The sequence below is a fragment of the Paenibacillus sp. J5C2022 genome (assembly GCF_025567625.1).
Classification (GTDB): domain Bacteria; phylum Bacillota; class Bacilli; order Paenibacillales; family Paenibacillaceae; genus Pristimantibacillus.
On record NZ_JAOQJC010000021.1, the window covers coordinates 74481 to 96525 of the forward strand.

Consider the following 22045-nt stretch of genomic DNA (forward strand, 5'->3'; position numbering starts at 1 on the left):
GAGTTCGCAAGGAGGATGTGAGGATTGTATCTCTATTCTGACTCAAGGCTGACATTCGGCGTGCACGCCTCGGCTGCCAATCGCTGGATCTCCTCCGCACTCTCAAGCTGTAGCGCTTGCTGTGCAAGCCGCCGGCATTCGGCGTAGTCGAGCCTGGCGATGAGCTCCCTGGCGGGCAGCAGCGCCGATGCGCTCATGCTGAATTCGTCGAGACCAAGGCCGAGCAGGAGCGGAATCGCCAATGGGTGGCCCGCCATCTCGCCGCACATGCCGGCCCACTTGCCCTCCTTATGCGCGCACTGAATGACGCGGTCGATGACGCGCAGGATAGCGGGCTGAAGCGGCTCTGCGAGATGGGAGACAGCTTCGTTCATCCGATCCGCCGCCATCATATACTGCACCAGATCATTGGTGCCGATGCTGAAGAAGTCGGCTTCCTTCGCCAACTGATCAGCGATCATCGCCGCAGCGGGCACTTCGATCATGATGCCGGCCTCGAGCTTCGGATCGTAAGGAAGCCCGGCCTCGTCCAACTCCAGCTTCGCTTCCTGCAGCAATGCGCTTGCGGCACGAAGCTCCTTCAATGTGGCAATCATGGGATACATAATCTTCAGCTTGCCGCAAGCGCTGGCCCGCAGAATGGCCCGCAGCTGCGTCTTGAACAGGGGGCTGTATTCCCTGTCCAGACATAAGCGGATGCCGCGATAACCGAGGAAGGGATTCAATTCCTCCCGATTCCGCTGCAAATAAGGGATCGCCTTGTCCCCGCCTACATCCAGCGTTCGAATAATAATGGCGCTCCCCTCAGGAATGGCCATAACGGCTGAGCGGTATGCCTGGAACTGCTCGTCTTCACTGGGAGACGTACTCCGGTCCATGAACAGAAATTCCGTACGGTACAGCCCGATGCCTTCCGCGCCTACCTCCCGTGCGGCTTCCGCTTCCTGCGGATGCGCGATATTAATGGCCAGTTGTACGGCATGCCCATCGGCCGTTGCCGTAGGCAGCGACTTGAAGCGGGCCAACCGTGCAGCCGCCACCGCCTCTTCCCGTTGCCGGGTGGCATACGACTCGGTCGTCGATTGCTCCGGGGTCGTAATGACAATGCCTTGACGCCCATCCACAATGACTTCGTCTCCCGTCTGAATAGCGGAGAGAAGGCCGCGGATGCCGACCACAGCGGGAATGCCGAGCGAACGGGCGATAATGGCGGAGTGCGAGGTGCGTCCGCCCTTCTCCAGAGCGATGCCCAGCACCATTCGGCGGTCGAGGCGGGCGGTCAGAGAGGGCGGAATGTCCACCCCTACGATGACCGCTGGTTCTGTCAGCCGTACTTGGAGGGGGGTATCACCGCCATGCAGCTTGGCATGCAGCTGCCCTGCCACGTCCTCCAAGTCGGCGCAGCGCTCGCGCAGCACCTCATTCTCCATTGCCCCGAACAAGGCTACGAGCTCGTCCGTTACAGCCCGCAGCGCCGACTCGGCATATATGCCTTCTCCCTTGATGCGCTCCGTTACTTCTCCGATATATTCCGGATCTTGAAGCAAGGACAGATGAGTGGCGAATATACGCGCTTGCGCTTCTCGTCCGGCCGCGGCAGCCTCGCGCTTCCAGGCGGCGATATCCTGAGCCGCCTGCCGGACGGCTTCCGCCAGCCGATCTGCCTCCTTGTCAATCTCCTGCTTATCCAGCTTGCTTCCGGGATAGGAAAGCACTGCCGACTTCACAGCGGCCGGCAGCTCGGGCAAGCGATAGGCCGATCCCATCGCATAGCCCGTCGAAGCGGCTATTCCTTTCCACTCCAGCATGATTCCGCCTCCTTCCACTAACAACCTGTTCATAGCTACTCCACATTGCTTCCGATAATCTCGCCGATTGCCCGGATCGCTTGCTCCGCATCTTCCCCTTCAGCAGAGACTGTCACCTGATCACCCATTCTGGCGCCCAGCTTCAGCAGGCTAACGATGCTCTTCGCATTCGCCGTCTTCGTCGTCGTACGGACTGTAACCGCGCTTGTGAATTGCAAGGCCGCATCCATAATGAGATTGGCGGGGCGGGCATGGATGCCGGACGGATTCATGACCGTATAGGTCTGTTCCATTATTCGTCACTCCTTCGTATATGTCGGGTACTGAATCGGCTTGCCGCCACTGTCATGCACACCGATTAGACGGGGGCGCGAGGCGGAGAGTCCTTCTACGACCGCTACCTGACTTCTTGTTACAAAAATCTGTGTCCGAAAAGCCATGACGACTGTGCTTCCGATACGCTGCTTCCCGTCCAGCTCGAAATAGTAGTCGATAGCATGGGGGGATGGAGGCTGCAACGCGCACATCCGCTCGCCGTCGGAATCGGCGACCAGCGCATGTTCAATCGCCGAGCGTTGATAGTAGCCTCCGCCGTAGCAGTAGCTCTTGTCTCCCCAATGATGGGATACTTCGCTAACATAGAGCATAGCCGGCAGCTCCGCCAGCTCCCTGTCGGCATGCATGGGAGTGCTCCCAAGCAGCCCGTGGCCCGGCTCTCCATGTGTGCCGCCAAGCGCTTTGATCATGTTCAAGCTGTGGATGCAAGTGGCCGACGGCATATTCATGTGCGTAATCCGAAGGCCGAATTGCTCCTCCGCGATGCGCTTCGCCTTCCGCATCGTCTCTACGTTGGGAGTCGGGGCGATGTCCCCTGCTTCCGGGTCGTACAGGAAGCAGGGGAAGGAGGTGAATCCCGCGACTTCGACATGCTGCAGCCGCAGCAGCTGCTTTAGCGTCGCCGCCAGCTCACGGAGCGGGATGCCGCCGTGCTGACCGGGATACAGCATATCCTGATCGTCCACGACACGCAGCAGGAGAGCTTGCTTCCTTCTCAGCTTGCGGCATGCCTCATCAATTTCTCTTGCTTTATCGACGGAATATACGGTCATGACATCCGGGTTCATCATCGCCACCTTGCCGACCATGCGGGTCGGCGTCTGAACGAGGTGGCCGACGTGGGCGATCGGAATGCCTGCTTGATGCAGCGTCTCCGCTTCTCTGAAATCAACGGCAACCGCACCTTCATAGCCAAGCTCCAGCAAGGCGTTCGCCACGATGGGATTGCGACCGAATTGCTTGGTCATGAACAGCAGCTTCACGCCTTGACGATTCGCTTCGTCCAGCATCATCCGGGCGTTGCGCTTGACCGTATCCAGATCGATGACATACGTATCCGGCATAATAAGCCCAGATTGGTGCAGCTCGATGGCATACCGAACCAATGCGGAATTTCTTTCCACCGTTGTCGTCAAGAACATAGTGATCTCCTCGAATCTCTCAAGCTTGCATAGTTGGAATATTGGACTTGCTAGAAGCTGTTCAAAAGCTCAAAAACGTTCTTGGATTAACCGTCAGCATCCTATGCAGCATTTCATCCGTCACGCCGAGCTCCTTGAGGCGCGGGATGAAATGGCGGAACAAATAAATATAGCCGTATCCTCCATTGCGGGTAAGATGAGACTTTCTCGTAATATCGCAGGATAACATAAGCTGTTCCACATAGCCCTTCTCCAGCAGCGCAGCCAGATTCATGGTCCGGTCTGCGTCAGGGCGGTAAGCTTGCTTGCCGATCGTATCGAATTGAATATAGGCTCCGCTCTCCAGCAGTTCGAGCTGCTCCTCCATATCGAGATTCAGGTCCTGATGGCCGAACGATATGCGGCCAGGGTCCACGCCGAAGCGGTCGAACAGCTTCAGCTGCTCCCGTCCCATTGTACCGATCTCGCAATGCGTGCTGATGGGAGCGCCCGTCGCGAGATGTGCAAGCGCCGCCGCATGAAATACGGTCTGCTCGGCGGCTGTCACCTCGTTCAGGCTGCTTCCAATCTCGGCGATGAGTCCGGCCCTCACGGCCGTGCCGTCCATCCCTTCCGCGATATCCCGAATGAATATCTCCGCCAGCGTCTCCGCTGTGCTGGTGAATACATGCGGGGGATAGTGGCACTCCTTATAAAATCCGGTTGAGGCGATAACCGCGATGTCCGTCCGCCGCGCCAGCTCAACCAGTCCGAGCGGCTGCCGCCCCATGCCCATGTTGGATACTTCCACGATCAAGTTGCAGCCATGCTCCTTCAATAACGACATATCATCTATAACATCGTCCTTCGATAAGGCGGAATCCTGATCTCCTCTAACCGTAGTCAGATTCAATATCAGGTGCTCATGAATCATCGTGCAGCCGACATCTTCGGCGTCCATAAGTCCGGTTACAGTATGAAGCTTCATTGTCTGCCCCTCCTTCATCCGTTCGCTTCCTTCCCGTCTTCCGGAACTACAGGCCCGGCAAGAGGGATACCGCATTCAGCAGCAGTCCGGTCAACAAGGCGGCTACGGGCCCGATCGCGACTCTCATAACGGGTCGTCCCATGCCTTCATTCGCCAAGTAAAGCAGGATGAAAGCGATCAATCCGAAGCCTGGCGTACCGCCTTCCATCTTAATGACAGCGAGTAAGCCGCCGATCAGGAAGCCGATCTCCAGCGTCGCATTCATGGCCGAGCGAATGTAGTCCGCCGCTTCTCGCATGACGGGATAGACTTCCGCAGCCTTGGCCATCCGGCGCACGGCGACGACTTCGAGTGCGATGACCAGGGCGCCAAGGCAGCCGGCAACGACCGGATTCGGCGACAGATAGCCGACGGGGAACATAAGCATCATGCCGGCCGCGCCGTATACGCCAGTCGCCAGCGCCGTCGCCGCTATCATCGGCACGAAGCTGAGCAAGCGGGCGAAGTCAACGGCTGCGGCGCTGGCGAGCCATCCGGCTTGCCCCTCGCTGTCTCCTTGCCAAGCGGACTGCAGGAACGGCATGGCGGCGTCGGTGCCGGCGAAGACGCCCAAGTTGCAGGCGATCGATGCGCAAGCTCCGATAGCCATGAATAATGGAAGCGATTTCACCAATGCCTTGGCATGTATTCGCTGCTGCTCTTCTTCTTCGGCAGCAGACAATTCTGCATGTACGCTTGTCGATGCGGCCCCCGCTTCGCGTCTGAGTCGCCGTTGCTTGGCGGCAACGAAGATGGCAAGTGCTGCGAGGGAGAGCAGGGAGCTTGCGGCGGCCATGCCGGCCAGTCCCGCGTCCGTCAGGCGAGCGAGCAGGACTGCTGCTGCCGCCACGAAGGATGCGCTTCCCAGCGCCTTGCGCCATCCGAATTGGTAGAGAATCGCGACTAGCGGGAAGAGAGCGATCACGCCTGCGACGGGATAGCCGAATGCCTTCATAGCGCTCATCATATCGACGGGCATGGCTGAGAGCAGGGACAGCATTCCCGCCAGCCCCGGCAGCGCGACTGCTCCCCAGGCGGCGCCCAGCAGCACTGCCATCCACCAGCGTCTCGCCAGGATACCAAGCACATCGGTGGGCAGGAAGAGCAGCCAAGGGTTCAGCAGCTGGAATGTGATCGCCATCGGTATGCCGACGCTTGTAATGAATCCTTTGCTTAGCCCGAAGGAGATGCCGGCCAGCTCGCGCCGTTCCATTCTTCCTTCCAGAAGCTCGGGGATAATCGGCCTTATGCCGTCATGGAATACGGCTTTGCCGAGTCGGGCCGCAAGTGCGGTCAGCGCAGTCATGACAATGACGACAATCATTTGACCCCATGTGTAAGGCAGCATATGGCCCCCCCTTCAGTGATATAGTTGGCATTCATAGCGCATTCTCAGGCGTGCTTCTTCAGCAAGCTGTCTATCAGATAGGCCGTCGCGGCTTCAATGCTTTCTTCGGCTATGCCGAAGGCGACCGTTCCCTGACGCACGAGCTCGTCAATGTGCCCTGCGTCCGGCTTGCCTCCGCTCTTCGCGACGGTGGCGCAGCGGGTGTAGCCCAGCAGCCCGATAGCGATCGACAGTGCGGCGCCTCCTCCCGAGTTGCAGGCTCCGATATAATAATCGGCCTGGCCGTTCTTCACCTTGCGGGCGGCGTCCATATCCGAGGTAATGGTCACTTCAACCCGATCGCCTCCTGCCTGCTGTACGCTGCGGGCGATGCGGTCCTTCTGCAATCCTGCTATGGCGATGCGTATCATCTATATCAACTCCTCTTCTTCCTTCATTCCAATGAAATAGGCTGTCAGAAAGGCTGCCTCCGCCTCGAGCTCCGCGTCTTCTTCCTGGCTGAACGGTTCAAGCAGCCGGCGAGAGAAGGAGTGAACGGCCGTATGGGAATGAGCTTGCTCCAGCAAGGCGGGTGAGCATTCCGTAATCGGCGCGTTGTTCTTGATTCGTTCCACTGCCTTCATGAGATGAGAGGTGAATGCGCCGGCATTGTCTTCATCCAGCTTCATGCGCAGGAATTTCTCTGTCATGTACAGAAGTGCCGGCGTCTGCTCGTACGTGGACTTGCTCACTTGCTTTGATTCGTACAGCAGCTCCATCCGCTCGTCTAGCATCTGTGCTTCATTCCTCTCCGAATAGTGTCAGTAGCTGGGATCGATCTCGAATTGAATGACTTTGCGCTGATAGTCAAGCACCAGATCAGGCTGCAGCATCTCCCTTAATAGGGGATTGATGCCGCTGTTGCTCTTCGCCGTCAGGATAACGGCTTCCGTCGCGTCCGCGAAGGAGTTGACGCTGGATATTTTCTGATAGGAAATATTCAGCTTCTTGTCTTCGATTTCATCCAGATTCCAGACGCCGGCATCTACTCTGCCGCTCTGGATGCTGCTTACGATTTTGTTATAAGGCATCTCCGCCAGCTTGACTTGCTTGCCTGCGCACAGCGTCTTCGTAATATATTGCTGGTCGATCGACTTGGGATCGATTCCGATCGTCATGCCGTCTTCTATCGCTTGCTTGGATCGGTCCGCGAACATAATGACATGCTCCGACAGGTACGTATGAACGCCGAATCCCAGATCGATGCTGACCTCGAGCCCGTCCTGAATGGCCTGGTTGGCCGCCAGTCTGGAGACGACGACGAAGTCGTAGGCTCCCTTGAGCAGCATCTGAATTCGGACGCTCGCCCCTCGCACGTAAGCCATATTCAGATCGATATTATAAGCTTCTGCCGACTTGTACAGTCCGGTGGCGAAGCCTTCGTATTGTTTGGAATAGGGCAGGGGCATGGCTCCCATAATGAAATCGATGCCTGTGTACTCCCACATCTTCTTGTAGTCGATGTCTTGCACATAGGTGCCGACATGACCGCGGCTTTCCAGCACGACAGCTCCATCCGACTTGAGGACAGAGAGGGCGTTCTGGATCGTGCCCCGCGCATAGCCGAGCTCCTTCTCGTACTCGGAGACCGTCATAATCCGCTCGCCTTTCTTCTTGGTCATGAACATTCTGGCCAGGTACATAATGACCATGCCGCTTTTCTGGTACAGTCGATCTTTCATGGCAAATCCGCTCCAGTATGACTCAATATAGTGTGGTTATCCTTTCACGCTTCCGGCTGTAACGCCTTCTATAATGCTTCTCTGGAATATAGCATAAATCACGATGACAGGTAAGACGCTGATCGCAATGGATGCGGTCATGGCGCCGTAGTTCATGTTGAATTTGTCGGCATAGTAGACGACGGTGACGGGCATCGTGCGAAGCTCCTGATTGGACAGGAACAGATTCGCCATAATGTATTCATTCCAGTTGCTGATGAAATTCAGGATGAATACCGTCACGAGCGTCGGAATCGTAACGGGGATCACGATGCGTCCCAGCAAGCCGAAGGTGCTGAGTCCGTCCATCACGCCCGCTTCCTCCAGCTCAAGCGGAATCGACTTCAGGAAGGCGCTGACGATGAAGACCGTAAGCGGTATGCCGAAGGAGGCATACGGAATAATGAGCGCCAGATGGGAATTGTACAAGCCGAAGTCCTTCACCATAATGTACAGAGGAATAAGCAGAGATGCGGGCGGAATGAGCAACGCGATCAGCAGGAATCCGTATACCAGCTTGTTCAGCCGCTTGAATTGCATGCGGGTGAGCGCGTAGGCGATAGCGGTCGAGAGCAGGATGGTGGCGACCGTCGCAACCGTGCCGACATAGATGCTGTTCAGGTAGTTTTTCCAAATAAAGCCGTTCGAGAATACGTTGACATAATTGCTGAAGTCCAGCTTGGCCGGTATGCTCCATGGATTGTTGAACAGCTCGGTGTTGTTCTTCATGGAGGTCGTGACGACGAACCATAACGGATAGATGACGGTAAGCACATAGAGGACAAGCAAGCTATGCGTAAGAAAGCGGAATCGCGACCTCTTGTTCATGTCAGCTTACCTCCTTGGCGCTGCGGTTGAACAGAAAGACGAATACGGACAGCAGTGCAGTGAAGACAGCGATAATGATGGAGATGGCGTTGGCATAACCGAAGTCGCTGATGCTGTACGCTTGCTTGTACATATAAGTCGCCATCAGCTCTGTGCTGCCGAACGGGCCGCCCTTGGTCATAATCAGAACGATATCCAGCGCCTTCATTGCGCCGGTCACGGACAACAGCAGCGATACCCCGATAACGGGACGGATGAGCGGGATGGTCAGGAACCACGCTTTGCGCCAGCCGACGGCACCGTCGATCTCCCCGGCTTCGATCATCTCCTTCGGCAGGGCGAATATTGCGGCCAACAGCAGCACGATATAGAAGCCGGTCCATTGCCAGCCGTTCGCGGCGATGATGGCCCAGATGGCCAGATCCTTGTTGCCGAGCCACACTTGCGTCCAATCGCCCAGGCCGACAGCTTCAAGCAAGGAATTCAGCAGACCGGCTTCAGGCGCGTAGATGAAGCGCCAGATGACGGCAACAGCCGCGGTGGACAGTATGCTGGGCAAGAAGACCGTCAGCTTGTAGAAGTTCAGCATGCGCTTCACGCTGCTGACCATGATCGCGACAAGGATGATGAGCGGCATCTGTATGAAGACGGAGAAGCCGACGAAGTACAGGTTGTTGCGAAGGGAGATCCAGAACTTCTCATCGTTCATCCCTTTCACGAAGTTATCCAGCCCGGTATAGACGGGCTCGTTAATGCCGTTCCAGCTCGTCACGGAATAGCCGAGCGATTGGAACAGCGGCGTAACGTAGAAGATAGCGTATAGCAGCAAGGCAGGTACGACAAAGACAAAGTAGGCTGTGAAATTACGGTAAATTTTGAACATGTGCTCAACTCCTGCACCAAGTTGAGCTGCCATTCGCTGCATGGGCAAATGGCAGCCAGGTTGAAATTAGTTAGCCTTGTGCATTTGCAGCATCCTGCACTTCTTGCATGCGCTTCGCTCCATCCTCAGGTGATACCTGCCCGCCAAGCAGCTCTTGCACCACCGACTCAAGCTGTACCTTCACTTCCTGCTTCACAAGCGCATCGAACGCGGGATAAGCGCCCTTCGCCGAACCTTGCTGCTCGCCGATTGATTTGATCAGCTCGCTTGCACCTTCCACGTTGTCAACGCCTTTCATGGAAGGAATTTTGTTGTTCTCCACGAGCGTGCGCTTCTGATTTTCAAGCGTGTAGAAGTTTTTGATGAACCCCTTGACCGCCTTCAGCTCATTGTCGTTCAGATCCTTGGAGAAGCCGTAGCCGTTGGACCATCCGCCGTTAATGTAGCCGTCGCCCTTGCCGCCGATGTCGGGGAAGCGGAAGAAGCCGACATCGTCTTTCACAGTGGAGGTCTCGCCGATCACGGCGCTGACCGCCCAGCTGCCGTCGAACAGCATAGCCGCGTTGCCGGTGTAGAACTTGGCTTGGCCTTCCGCGAAGCCCAGGCCCAATACGTTAGGATCGATGTACTTCTTCTTCACCATGTCGGCGATAATCTCGAATGTCTTCATTACGGCGGGATCGGTCCACTTCGTCTCGCCCTTCGCGAAGCCTTCCTGCAGCTCAGGTCCGCCCAGCGCGACGAACATGTTGTTCACGAGCATGTTCGCTACCCAGCCGTCGCCGCCGCCGGCGCCCATGGCAAGCGGAGTAATGCCCTTCGCCTGCAGCTTCTCCATCGTGGCCATCAGTTCGTCCCAAGTGGCCGGTATGCCGGCTCCGACTTCCTCGAACATCTTCTTATTGTAGAAGAAGCCTTCGATGTAGCCCGTCTCAGGCAAGCCGTATACTTCTCCGTCCACTGTGAATTCGCGGAGATCGAAGAAGGAATCCGACAAGCCGAGCTCCGCCATAATGTCGTTCAGCGGAAGCAGACGCCCTGCTGCCGAGTAGTTCTGGGTATCGGCACCTCCGAACAGATTGAAGATAGGCGGCTGCGTACCGCTGGACATCTCGGCTTTCAACTTGACGTCGCGGTTGACGGTGTCCTCCACGCCATCCAGCGTGAACTTGAGCCCCGGCACCTCGCCTTCCGTCTTCTCGACCACCTCTTCCAGCAGCTTCAATGAATCCTTGGCGGTCTCGCGAATGTGAATGTGGCGAATCGTCATCGTGAACGGATCAGCCTTGTCTACTTTTGGTTCGTCCTTCTTCTCTTCCGGCTTGGCCGTTGCAGAAGAGGTCTCCGAAGGCTTATTCGTATTGTTGTCTTTATTGCCGCTGCCGGAACAGCCCGCGACGACAGTCAGTCCCATCATTGTTATCAGTGCCATTATGAACAACTTCCTCATTGCATGATCAGCTCCCCTTGGATTTATTCATCATTTTAAAGCCAATCCTGTCGAAACATGATGCGATAAGACATGTTCATCTACTCCTGAAGATAGCGTTTACAACTAGCTGCTGGATAATCTGGACAGTCACTCCCTTCGCCTTCATCAATGTACATAAAAATGTATATTAAGACAAAATGAGCTGTGCCGAAGGCTATAATCGGACGTCTGCGATAATGGAATCCGGCATGCCGTTTAATATACTTTTTTTTGTATATTCAGCTCACGTACATCGTAGCACTAAATGCAGCATCTGTAAACAAAAAATGTAAATAAGATTAAGGCAGTATGAGGTGGAAGCTTGTCTCCCGACCGGGGACGCTGCTCATTTCGACGCGCCCGCCGTGCGCGGCGGCCACCTCCTGCACGATGGACAAGCCGATACCGATGCCATCGCCTTCTCTTCCTTCCGACGCGCGGAAGAATCGTTCGAATATATGCCGATGCAGATGCTCGGGGATGCCTGGGCCCCGATCGGTGACGACGATGTACAGCAGGTCGTCGCGTTGCTCCAGGCTTAGCCCCAGGTAGCCGCCGCTGCCGCCGTACTGGATGGCATTCTCGATCAGATTGCGTACCGCCCTCTCGAATAGGGGGATGTCCAGTCGGGTGTATACGGGATGCTCCGGGATGGAGACATCCAGCGCAATACGACCGGCTTCCAGCGTATGTACATAATCCACGGCAATACGTCTCAGCTGCTCGGCGCAGTCGACTGTGCTGAGATGCGCGTGTTCCTGCTCGGCGTCCAGTCGGGATATCTCCAGCAGCTGCTGGAGCAGCCGATTCATATATTGTGACCGGCGCATAATAATGTCAGTGTAGGCGCGCTTCTCTTCTTCGCTCCGATAGAGTCCGGAGTGCAGCGTCTCCGCATAACCGTGTATCATCGTCATCGGTGTGCGCAGATCGTGAGACAGATTGGCAATCAACGTTTTTCGCTTGTTCTCTAATTGCTGGATCTGGCCGACCTGCTCGCCAATTCTCTCCGACATGCTGTTGAAGCGGCGGGTTAACTGCCCGATCTCATCGCGGGAAGAGTCTTCCAGTGCGATCGTGGAGCCTTGCGCGTCTACCGCATTCATCGCTGTATTCAGTCGCTGCAGTCTCTTGCTCATACGTTGAAAGTACAGCAGCACAATAACATAAGGGGCCAGAATGAACGAAGCGGCAGGAATGAGAAGCTGCAGCAAGTCGATTCGATTGCGCATATAGAAGAAAAGCTGGTTATTCTTCATGCTGTCGCCGGGGAGCGTCATATACAGGTATTGCTGTTGCTGTCGCTTCCAGGAGAACACCATGGCAATCTCCTTCCCGCTCTCCCATAGACTGAAGGGCATGTTGATGAAGCGGTCGGACATCTCCTGGAACGTATAAGGTGCCGTCCTGCCGCTCGTCGCATGCAGCATGGAGCCGTCCGCAGCCAGCCATTCCAGTTGCAAGCTGGGATGCTCCGCTTTCACCTGCTCGATCAGCGCAATGACACCGGTCGTATCGTCACCCAACTCCTGGGCTGTCTCGGCAAGCGTGGTTCCGATCTCATGCAGCGTAAGATGCGTATAGCCTTTATTGAATATTTCGCCAATAAAATAACCGGTCAGGAACAGCAGTATGAATCCCGCCATCGTGCTGCTGACGATCAGCAGCCACATCTTGGTACGCAATGTCATGGCTGCTCACCGTTGAAGCGATAGCCGAGGCCCCTGATCGTCTCGATGTAACGAGGGCGCGAGGGATGGTCTTCAATCTTCTTTCGCAAATAATTGATATAGACATTGACCGTATTGGTGTCCATCCGGTCCAGCTTCCATACGCCCTGAGATATCTCCTTCTTCGTGAATACTCGACCCGGCTCCTGTATAAGCAACTGCAGAAGATCGCCTTCCAATGGCGACAGCGAGACCGTACCGGACGGCTTATGAACCTGCTGCGTAACGGTATCGTAAGTCAGCTCGCCTATTGTTATCGTGCTCTTCGGCTCCGGTGCGGGGTGACGGCGGAGATTGGCTTGCACGCGTGCCACCAGCTCGCCAATACTGAACGGCTTGGTAACGTAATCGTCGGCGCCCATTCCCAGCACTTCGATCTTGTCCGCGTTCATTCCTCTGGCGCTCAGCACGATTACCGGCATGTCATGACCGCTTGCCCGCATGCGGTGCAGCGCCTCCCAGCCGTTCATATCCTGCATCATCAAGTCTAGGATGACCAGATGAACGGATGCTTGTCTCAGAGCTGCCAGCGCCTCGCGGCCGGAGCTTGCCTCAAGCGTCTGCATGCCGGCATTGTACAGATGAACCTTAAGCAGCTGCCGGATATCCTTTTCATTATCGACAATCAAGATATGTGGTTGCGTCATGGCGATTCCCCCGTCTCTTCCATGTTGGACACGGTGTTTCGGTTCTTTCATTATAAACTATATTTTCTATCGGATGGCAGCCCTCGCTTTTTACCTCCGGATGTCATTCTCTAATCTTCCTTTAATCTTCCTCCCGGAGGAGACGTGATACGATGAACCTAACTTAAGGAGTAAGGAGCAATGTGCATGAGACGCATCATATCTTTGGTTGTGCTGTTAGCGCTTCTGGCTGGAAGCGTTCCGGCGTATGCCGTTCCGGCCGATCCGTTGGACGAGTGGAGCAGTCGCGGGCCGTTGGAAGGAGACTTGGCAGGCTTAGCGTATGGGAATGGCCAGTATGTGGCTGTAGGGAAAGTAGGGAAGGTATGGTCATCCGGCAATGGGGAGGATTGGTCGGAGCAGAAGGGCAGCGGCATTATCGCCTTGCCTAATGACGTGGCCTATGGGAACGACAGGTTTGTCGCAGTCGGGGATGACGGCATAGCTGTGTCCGGAGATGGGACGAGTTGGGTGAAGGACGATTCCTTCAGCGATCTGATCGGTGTCGGCTATGGGAATGGCTTGTTCGTTGCAGTCGGGCTATTCGGCACGATCTTGACTTCCAGTGACGGTGAGAGCTGGACAAGCCGGGACAGCGGCACATCGGATTTCTATGAAGATATAGCCTATGGCAACGGCCAATATGTGGCGGTGGGCGCCTTCGGAGTGGTCTCGACTTCGCCTGACGGAACAGACTGGACGAGTCGGACGAGCGGAACGACCGAAGATCTGTATGGCATTGCGTACGGCAACGGGAAGTATGTGGCGTCCGGATGGGGCGGTATCCTGTTGACATCGGATGATGGTGCGGATTGGAGCGTTCAAGCGAGCGGAGTGGCCGATTCGTTGTACAGCGTCGCCTATGGTGATGAGCATTACGCGGCTGTAGGCGATTTCGGGACGGTGCTGACTTCGCGAGACGGAGTGAACTGGTCGGTTCAGAAGAACGGCGAAGTGTTCTGGGTGATTAGAAGCGTTGTATATGCCAAGGGCAAGTATGTGGCGGCGGGAGATTTCGGAACGGTGTATCAGTCCGCTTATGTCGGCAATGATACCTTCCCTCCGGAGGTCAGCTTCGGCACGAACGGAAGCGAGGCTTGGGAGAAGGCAGTCTCAACGACGGTGGAAGTGAGCGATGCGGGTATCGGAGTAGAGTCCGCTTCGCTGCAGTATGCGTGGTCAACTGACCAAGTCTTGCCGGCAGCGGGATGGGAGACGTTCGCGAGCGGGCAGATCATCGCTCTGAACGGAGTGAGCGGCGACTGGTACTTGCATGTGAAGGCGGAGGATAAGCTCGGCAATGCCGCGACGGCGAAGTCGGAACGGTTCCGGCTCGACAATACGGCGCCGTCTCTCCATGTTGCGATGATGACGGAATCGGGCGGCGACTATGCGAACGATACATGGACGAACCAAGCCGTGACGGTATCCGTTGCCGCATCTGATGCAGGCACGGTGACGGGCGTGACGTATTCGCTGGATAGCGGAGCGGCATGGCATCCTTACGGCTCGGCGATACGGCTCGATGAAGAAGGTGTCTATGCCCTGTCGCTGAAGGCGGCCGACGCAGCCGGCAATGAAACGGTCGAGACGCGCACGGTGAAAATCAGCAGAAGCGGATTAATGCTGACGCCTGCCATGGCACTGGCCGGCGGGGGCGCTTATTCAAGTGGCGAGTGGACGAGTGAGAATGTCATTGTGCGAGTAAACGCCACGGCCGGTGCAAGCGGCATCGATACGCTGGCTTACACGGTGAACGGCGGTGCTTCGCAGTCTTATGCAAGCGGCCAGCCTATCGTTCTGGATGAAGAGGGCGTGCATGCTCTGCAATTCCGGGTGACAGACAAGGCGGGCAATACACTGGGAGCCTTGTTGACGGTGAAGATCGACCGCACCGCTCCGTCCGTCGGCTTCGGTACGAATGGCAATGAAGTATGGTCGAGGACGGCGCAGACGACGGTAGCGGTGGGTGATACCGGAAGCGGAGTGAATGCGGCCTCGCTGCAATATGCATGGTCGAAGGATGTCGCATCGCCGGTTGATGGCTGGTCATCGTTCCTGAACGGAGACATGTTGCATCCGGATGGTACGGACGGCGATTGGCATCTGCATATCCTGGCGCAAGATGAGACGGGCAATGTGGCGAGTGTCGTATCGCATCGCTTCCGGCTGGATACCTCGACCGCGGAGCTTGGCGGGCTGGCGGTGTCGGAGGGCGAGCTCTCTCCATCCTTCGATCCGGCCAGGCTGGCGTATGCGGTCACGGTGCCTCATTCTGTGTCAGCCATCGTCGTCACCCCTTCGGCGATGGCGGCAACCGATACGGTGACAGCCAGCGTATACGGCGAAGCGCCTCAGACCGTGAATAGCGGGATGGCGAGCGAGCCGCTGCCGCTTGCAGTAGGTGATAACGATATTCGCATTGGCAGCAAGGCATTGAACGGAGAAGAGAAGGCTTATCGACTGGTCGTGAAGCGCTTGGAGCCTTACATCCCGCCTGTCGTTCCCGCCGGGCCGAAGGTAGTAGTTGGGGAAGGCGGCGAAGTGCGGATTATCGTAGATAAGGCATCTGTTGCGACCGAGCGGCATAGTGACGGAACGGTTATTCAGGAAGTGAAAGTGACGGATCGGGTGATGGAGCAAGCGTTGTCTCTCCTTGGAGATGCTGCGCGTATCGTCGCAGAAGTGAACGATGCGGCTGATGCGGTTCGGGTGCAGCTGCCCGCGGAGTTGCTTGCCGATGCTGCCGATAGACGTCCGGAATTGACGGTGCAAGTGCAACTGAACGGCTCCAGCTATCGACTATCCATTGCCGCTCTGCAGTTGGAAGAGTTGGCAGCCAAGCTCGGTGTATCGCTGAAAGAGCTGACGCTGAGCGTCGTGATCGAGCTTGCTGACGAGGAGCTGGAAGCGGAGGTCAGAGAAGCGGCGGAGACGGCGGGGCATGAGATGGCCGGAGGCGTGCTGCACTTCCGGGTCATTGTGGAAGCGGGAGAGCGGCGAGTCGAGATAGATGACTTCGACGGAACGTATATGGCGCGGTCCATCGTCCCGAATGAAGACTACGATAGCAACCAACTGCTCGGGGTATTGTACGATCCCGCTGCAGGCACATTCCACTTCATTCCGTCGGCACACAATCGACGTAGTGATGGTACCGGAGAAGTGATGATGCAAGTGCCGCACAATAGCGTGTATACGCTGCTGAAGACAGGCGATGTGCAATTCGATGACATGCGGCGCCATTGGGCTCGGGCGGATGTGGCGATGATGGCGTCGAAGCTGATTGTGCAAGGAAAGACGAAGTCGACGTTCGCCCCCGATGAGACGATTACGCGTGCAGAATTCACCGCGCTGCTCGTTCGTTCGCTGGGATTGTCTGTGAGCGGAGGCGGATGGGCAAGCTCTGCCATGACGTCCTTCGGCGATGTTGCATCAGACGCATGGTACGATTCCGCTATTCGCGCTGCAGCTGCGGCAGGGCTGATCCAAGGCGTATCCGAAGATCGCTTCGCCCCGGATGCGCCCATTACCCGGGAGCAGCTGGCAGTGCTGACGGCTAGAGCGATCGCTTTCGTCGAGCAATCTGCAGTTGGCGCTCTAGCCGCGCAATCGTCGGCTGCCGCAGATCCATTGGACGCTGATGATGACAGCCTTCGGCCATTCTCGGATCGCCATGCGATATCCGACTGGGCGGTCGATGCAGTAGCTGAAGCGGTGAGCGCGGGCATTATGGACGGCGTGGACGGCGGCTCGCGCATCGCGCCAATGGAACAGGCGACACGCGCACAGGCTGCAGTCATGCTGAAGCGTCTGCTGCTGCATCTGCAGTTTGTGTCTGAAGAACTGTAAGGATAGAAGGGGTAACGACGGAAATCCGCTGCTTCGCATGGAGCAGTGGATTTTCATTCGTATAGGCTGACGTTTGAAGCAATGGAATAGGCATAATCGGGTAACCGGGGATGGCGTTAAGGATGAAGCATGTTCCAATACATGATGTTCAAGTACGGAGACTGCTAACTGGATTTTTAGTTATTATTAAAGGGATATCGTCTTCCGAGTAATAAGCAAATGGAATAGGTACAGTTAAATGGGAGTGTACAGCACAAGATCGCCATATTCGTTCGAAAGAGCAGCATAAAATCCAGTTGATTGTGACAAATAGGCGTATTTCAAAAAAATAATGACATTAAATCCAGTTAGGGCGTGTCTGAGAACTCTGAGGACAGCAAATTTTGCCGAATTTTCGTTCCATGCAAGGCGCGTTTGTGAAGGCGTACCCGGGGGTACGTCAAGCAAACGGAACGAAGCAGGGGGCGGAAAGGCGGTGAAAGGTGCCACTGAGCGGGTTTTCAGACACGCCCTTGTTAAAGCTGGCTCATTTGCGTATGGAGGCGGTTTTTGACTGCTGCAGGAGCGTGCTATCATACTTAGCGTCGCGAGGAGATAAGGATGATCCTGCAGGCGGGCTACAAGAGCCGCGAATTATACCGCAAGGATCATCCGTAGTGCTCTCATGAATGGTGCGATTGCAGCCTGTGTCATCTGTCATCCCCTGCTTTGCCTGCGCCAATGACGCACGGCATCCCGGAGCTGCTGGGGATTGCGGTTGCCTTGCCACTCCTCCCATACTTTCATCGAGTTTGAAGCAGGCTTGCATTCGGGCTCCCGCACCTTGATTCGGCCTGGTAGCAGGCAGGATGCGCCGGCGACAACCGCTTCCCCGACGCCGAGAGCGGGCAGCACCTGATCAATGCCTCCCAGATGTTCCGGCAGCAGCAGGCTGACGGCGCTTTTGTCCGCATGATGAATCAGCCGCATAGCCACGATATGATGCATCTGGCTCATAATTGTCGTATTGATCTCGGATGGACGTTGGCTGACCGGCAGCAGGCTGACGCCGTACTTCCTTCCCTCCTTCGCGATCCGTTCGAATACATGAACGGCTCTTGCTTCAGCGGCGTCCGCAGACGATCGCTGCGGCATGTACAGATGTGCCTCCTCGCACACGAGTGCGACAGGATGCCTCGACTGGCGACCCGACCATTGCTGTATCTGGAAGACGAGCCGGGCAATCAAGCTGACGGCCAGGGGCAGAATATCGGACGGCACTTCGCTGAAGTCGATTATTTTCACACCTGGCGAGTGCTCTCCCCCTCTTCCCATCAGCGTCTCGGCCAGCAGGTCCAGATAATCCGGCTCCAGCTGCTGCTTCTGCGGCGGGAACAGGAAGCCGTACCGTCTGTCGCTTCGCTTGGCGGACAGTCGGGGCAGGAAGCGGTTGAACCTGCCATGGAGGGGGCCGTTCGTCTCGTTGCCGGTTCGAGGATTCACGTTCCTCTCTTCATTGCGCGCCGTCAGCTCCTTCACGACATCGTCAAGCGGATAAGGGACGGGGCTATCGATCGTGAAGGAAGCGAGCTCCTCCTGCATGTCCGCCTCCCGAAGCGCAGCTTGCTTCGCGGCGATGACGGCACGGCTGAAGGCCATCGCCTGATTCGGCGCATTCTCGTCGCTTCTATCCAGAATAAGCGCCAGCATATCTTCGTAGCCAAGCAGCCAATAGGGGAGGAATAGTGCATCAGGGGACTTCCGGGTCAAGTCGGAGGGCCCCGCAATCCGGTACCTCCCGATATTGGGATGGGCCGCGAGCGGTCCGTATTCCCCGTGAAGATCGAAGAGAATCAGGCTCGCCTGGCGGAGCTCGGCGGCTTGCTCGACGATACGTGCTACCGTCCAGGACTTGCCCGATCCAGTCGATCCCACGATTGCGGCATGCCTGTGGAAGAACGCGTTGCCGTCCAGAATGGCCGGAGCGCCTGCCGCTTGTGCGTATGAACCCAGTGTTAACGGAGCAGCCTGCATCGCGGCTCCGTCCGCCAGCAGATTGACGAACAGGGCGAAGTGCTCGCCCTGGAGCAAGTAGCAAGCGGCACCTATCTCGGGAAGCCGATCTACTCCCCCTGTGAAGACGGGCCGTTCTCTGCCGCCGCCGGCTCCTCTCACGGTGCCAATAACGCTAATGGTCACGTCATTATGCGCCAGACCGCCTCCATAGAGCGCCGCTGCAGCATCCTGCAGCTCGTCCGCATGTACGGGTGCCTTCACAATTCGGTCGACTCTGCCTATTAATCTGGCGTTGGGGTCCGAGGTGTGAAGGAGAACGTACCCGTTCACCTGAGCCTTGCCCAGCAATTCATTGCTGACGGCCGACACGTTCACTCTGTAGCTGTCTACCAGATAGACGCTGCCTATTCTCCATTCGTCATGGATGTGAAACAGACTTGGCTGCTCCCTCATTTCCCTCAGCTCCCCATGCTTGATTCAGCATCCCTTTCAACGTCCAATGCTCCGGTTCAGTCGTGACGAAGCTGTTGAATTGGTCGCTTATGACTTCGCTGCCGCTTCCCTGTCGCTGAACTGCCACGAAGTTGACCAGCTTGCCGCTTCGCATCAATTGCTTGGCATTCGGGGACAGTCCTCTCGCCAATATAAGCTTGGGGATATCCCCATTGCGCATGACGCCGGCGAAGCTGCCTTGTATGTGCAAGTCGTTGAAGCCGAAGCCGACAAAGATGAGCGCCCGACACTTGTCCAGCACTTGCTTCATCTCTGCGAGAACGGAATTATAAGGCTCCTGATGGGTTTCCAGGTATTTTCCGGTGCCTGGCGTGACGATGGCGGGCGTGATGGACAGCTTTCGCAGTCCAGTAAGCAATTGCGCACCAATGCCTTGCACTCTCCTCATCTCGCCGCTCGGCAATTTGAACCAGCTCAGAGAACCGTGAGGCTTATATACCCGCACATGATGATGCCTCGTCGTCACCTGCTTTCGCCCGCTTGCCGTCACCTTCCTCATCTTCTCGTTCAGCGCATCGACACTCAGCGGCATCCCGATCGTACCTTCATCGAACCCGTCCCATACCCTCCAGCCGCAGCTGGATGCAGACCACTCAATGAGATGGTCGTAGTTCGTCGTGATAATGTGAATTGTGTCAATATTTGAAGTTAAGCATTGGGTGAAATATCGCAAAAAACCCGTTGGATCGACACGATAGGATATCGCCGGAAGCAGCGGCTGTTCGTCATGCGCAATGCAGCGCCAGGTTTGCTCCACAATTTCTTGCAGCAGTATACCGTTGAGGGCTTCGCCTGAATGCTGCAACGCTTCCTCCAAGCCTTGCTTCTCCTCTGTCAGCCGACGCTTGATTGCTCCCCATTCATTAAGTTGATTTTGTGCAAATTTAGAAATACGAATGTGTTTGATTATATAGCTAGTCAGCTCTCCCATGCCGGATATGCCCGCACCTGCGGACAATCCACTCCCCACGATAAATGCAGGATTCAATCTGACGACGCCTTCAATAAATTCGGAATAATCCTTATGCAAGAGAAGTCCCTCCCTTGTTCTCGTAACGGTGCCTGTGGTTATGTTTCCGCACTATTAATAGGGTGGACAAATCTATGAAAAATTAATCGGTCGCAAGCAATGCTCATGTATACTCATAGATTAGGGAACTGTACGGTCGAAAAATGCCTTGCTGTCATTTTATAGGATTTGTATAATAAGGAATAACTTTATACAAAGGTTATACAAAATGAGGAGGGGGTCAAAATGATTTCCGGCACCGATTCCGAAACAAATAGATCCGCCCAGATGTTAAAGCATGAAGATGTACTTGCAGCGATTGAACGGTCACTGGCTATGATTGCCTTCAATACGAACGGTGAGGTGATCTGGGCAAATGCGCTTTTTGCAGAAACGATTGGATATCGTACCAGTGAGCTGGTCGGCATGTCTCACCGGACGTTCTGCTTGAAGCAATATGCCGATAGCAAGGAGTATGCCAGGCTCTGGGAAGGGCTGTGCAGCGGTCGGGCATTCCAGGATAAGATTACAAGGGTAGCGAAGGACGGTCGGACGATCAGACTTGAAGCGTCATATATGCCTGTCGTGGACGATGTGGGGAAGGTATACGCCGTACTGAAGGTCGCGACGGATATTAATGCTCGTGAGCAGGCATCCATTCATATGACGGAGCAGTTGCTTGGCATGTCCGACAGGATGCTCCATCGCGCACGGGAAGGCATGAGCAAGAGTCTGGAGGTGGAGGAAGCTGCGGATAAAGTGGCGGAAGCCTCGGAGCGGAATAAGGCGATTCTGCAGCATCTGGAGCAGCATACGGAATCTATTCTCAGCATCGTAGAGGTCATTCGCCATGTATCCTCGCAGACGCAGCTGCTGGCGCTGAATGCGGCTATCGAAGCGGCCCATGCGGGGGAGCGCGGTCGCGGCTTCGATATTATTGCCAAGGAGGTCCGCAAGCTTGCGGGCCAAGTGCAGCAATCCGCATTGGAAGTGAACGGTTATGTGGAAGGAATGGTCGGTCAGGTGCATGCGATCATCGAAGGGACAAATCGCACGCAATCTGCCGTTAGCGCTAGCCAGAGTCTGATCCGATTGGCAGTCGAACAGTTTCATGGAATTGAGGAAGCTGCCAAGCAGCTGGATGAGCAGGCGAAGCAGATCGGAGCTGTTGTAGAGTAGAGCTTCATATAGACTGAATCTGAACAAGTCCATGGCAGCAACGGCAGTGTACAGCTTGGTTATGGTATAATAGCAGCTATAGTAATGGAATGGAGGCCTGTAATAAGATGTCTGATCAATTGCCGAATTGTCCGGAGTGCGGATCAGCTTACACGTATGAGGATAGAGGGCAGTATGTATGTCCGGAATGCGCGCATGAGTGGTCCATGGGCACGGGAGAAGAAGTCGGAGATACCGCTCTGACGGCAGTCGATGCCAATGGCAATGTGCTGCAGGACGGAGACGCTGTAACCGTCATTAAGGATTTGAAGGTGAAGGGGAGCTCATCCGTCATCAAGATGGGCACGAAAGTGAAGAATATCCGCCTTGTTGCGGAGGGCGACCACAATATTGATTGCAAAATAGACGGCTTTGGCGCGATGAAGCTGAAATCGGAGTTCGTAAAGAAAATATAAGGCCTCATCGTCCGAATCTCGAGAAGTGGGGAATACTAAAGATG

The 22045-nt window shown here is 55.9% G+C and carries 18 protein-coding genes; 3 read left to right on the plus strand and 15 right to left on the minus strand.

Annotated features, from left to right (window positions below):
- Positions 1 to 32: 32 nt before the first annotated feature.
- The 13 genes from ptsP to M6D81_RS17695 form a co-directional block, all read right to left on the minus strand.
- Positions 33 to 1808: a phosphoenolpyruvate--protein phosphotransferase gene (gene ptsP / locus M6D81_RS17635; protein ID WP_262678236.1), complete on the minus strand. Its 1776-nt coding sequence runs from the start codon at positions 1806 to 1808 to the stop codon at positions 33 to 35.
- 35 nt (positions 1809 to 1843) lie between these two features.
- Positions 1844 to 2101, minus strand: coding sequence for an HPr family phosphocarrier protein (locus M6D81_RS17640; protein WP_262678237.1), 258 nt, complete (start codon positions 2099 to 2101; stop codon positions 1844 to 1846).
- Between the two features lie 6 nt (positions 2102 to 2107).
- A complete protein-coding gene (locus M6D81_RS17645; RefSeq protein WP_262678238.1) occupies positions 2108 to 3286 on the minus strand; it encodes a YhfX family PLP-dependent enzyme in 1179 nt (392 codons plus the stop codon).
- 61 nt (positions 3287 to 3347) lie between these two features.
- Positions 3348 to 4253, minus strand: a complete 906-nt coding sequence (locus M6D81_RS17650) for a phosphotriesterase family protein (RefSeq protein WP_262678239.1) — start codon at positions 4251 to 4253, stop codon at positions 3348 to 3350.
- Between the two features lie 46 nt (positions 4254 to 4299).
- Complete coding sequence (locus M6D81_RS17655) at positions 4300 to 5640, minus strand: YhfT family protein (protein WP_262678240.1); 1341 nt, start codon at positions 5638 to 5640, stop codon at positions 4300 to 4302.
- Between the two features lie 44 nt (positions 5641 to 5684).
- Positions 5685 to 6050 (minus strand): DUF2620 domain-containing protein, encoded by a 366-nt coding sequence (locus M6D81_RS17660; RefSeq protein WP_262678241.1) that lies wholly within the window; start codon positions 6048 to 6050, stop codon positions 5685 to 5687.
- Positions 6051 to 6413, minus strand: a complete 363-nt coding sequence (locus M6D81_RS17665; RefSeq protein ID WP_262678242.1) for a PRD domain-containing protein — start codon at positions 6411 to 6413, stop codon at positions 6051 to 6053.
- A gap of 27 nt (positions 6414 to 6440) precedes the next feature.
- Entirely contained in the window at positions 6441 to 7361 is a 921-nt protein-coding gene (yhfZ, locus tag M6D81_RS17670; RefSeq protein WP_262678243.1) for a GntR family transcriptional regulator YhfZ, read from the minus strand.
- 36 nt (positions 7362 to 7397) lie between these two features.
- The gene (locus M6D81_RS17675; protein WP_262678244.1) at positions 7398 to 8228 is read right to left on the minus strand and encodes a carbohydrate ABC transporter permease; all 831 of its coding nucleotides are present in this window, start codon (positions 8226 to 8228) and stop codon (positions 7398 to 7400) included.
- A 1-nt stretch (position 8229) separates the two neighbouring features.
- Entirely contained in the window at positions 8230 to 9111 is an 882-nt protein-coding gene (locus tag M6D81_RS17680) for a carbohydrate ABC transporter permease (RefSeq protein WP_262678245.1), read from the minus strand.
- 70 nt (positions 9112 to 9181) lie between these two features.
- Positions 9182 to 10543 (minus strand): extracellular solute-binding protein, encoded by a 1362-nt coding sequence (locus tag M6D81_RS17685; protein WP_262678246.1) that lies wholly within the window; start codon positions 10541 to 10543, stop codon positions 9182 to 9184.
- A gap of 338 nt (positions 10544 to 10881) precedes the next feature.
- A complete protein-coding gene (locus M6D81_RS17690; RefSeq protein WP_262678247.1) occupies positions 10882 to 12273 on the minus strand; it encodes a sensor histidine kinase in 1392 nt (463 codons plus the stop codon).
- Positions 12270 to 12959, minus strand: coding sequence for a response regulator transcription factor (locus tag M6D81_RS17695; protein WP_262678248.1), 690 nt, complete (start codon positions 12957 to 12959; stop codon positions 12270 to 12272). The genes M6D81_RS17690 and M6D81_RS17695 overlap by 4 nt, the downstream gene beginning before the upstream one ends.
- A 186-nt stretch (positions 12960 to 13145) precedes the next feature.
- On the opposite strand from M6D81_RS17695, the gene M6D81_RS17700 reads away from it, so the two are divergent.
- Entirely contained in the window at positions 13146 to 16850 is a 3705-nt protein-coding gene (locus tag M6D81_RS17700) for an S-layer homology domain-containing protein (protein ID WP_262678249.1), read from the plus strand.
- 696 nt (positions 16851 to 17546) lie between these two features.
- On the opposite strand, the gene M6D81_RS17705 is transcribed toward M6D81_RS17700, so the two are convergent.
- Together M6D81_RS17705 and M6D81_RS17710 are read right to left on the minus strand one after the other, a co-directional pair.
- The gene (locus M6D81_RS17705) at positions 17547 to 19298 is read right to left on the minus strand and encodes an ATP-binding protein (RefSeq protein WP_262678250.1); all 1752 of its coding nucleotides are present in this window, start codon (positions 19296 to 19298) and stop codon (positions 17547 to 17549) included.
- Positions 19264 to 20388: an SIR2 family protein gene (locus tag M6D81_RS17710; RefSeq protein ID WP_262678251.1), complete on the minus strand. Its 1125-nt coding sequence runs from the start codon at positions 20386 to 20388 to the stop codon at positions 19264 to 19266. The genes M6D81_RS17705 and M6D81_RS17710 overlap by 35 nt, the downstream gene beginning before the upstream one ends.
- Positions 20389 to 20613: 225 nt before the next feature.
- On the opposite strand from M6D81_RS17710, the gene M6D81_RS17715 reads away from it, so the two are divergent.
- A complete protein-coding gene (locus M6D81_RS17715) occupies positions 20614 to 21546 on the plus strand; it encodes a methyl-accepting chemotaxis protein (RefSeq protein WP_262678252.1) in 933 nt (310 codons plus the stop codon).
- 107 nt (positions 21547 to 21653) lie between these two features.
- Positions 21654 to 22001: a zinc ribbon domain-containing protein YjdM gene (locus tag M6D81_RS17720; RefSeq protein ID WP_262678253.1), complete on the plus strand. Its 348-nt coding sequence runs from the start codon at positions 21654 to 21656 to the stop codon at positions 21999 to 22001.
- Positions 22002 to 22045 lie beyond the last annotated feature (44 nt).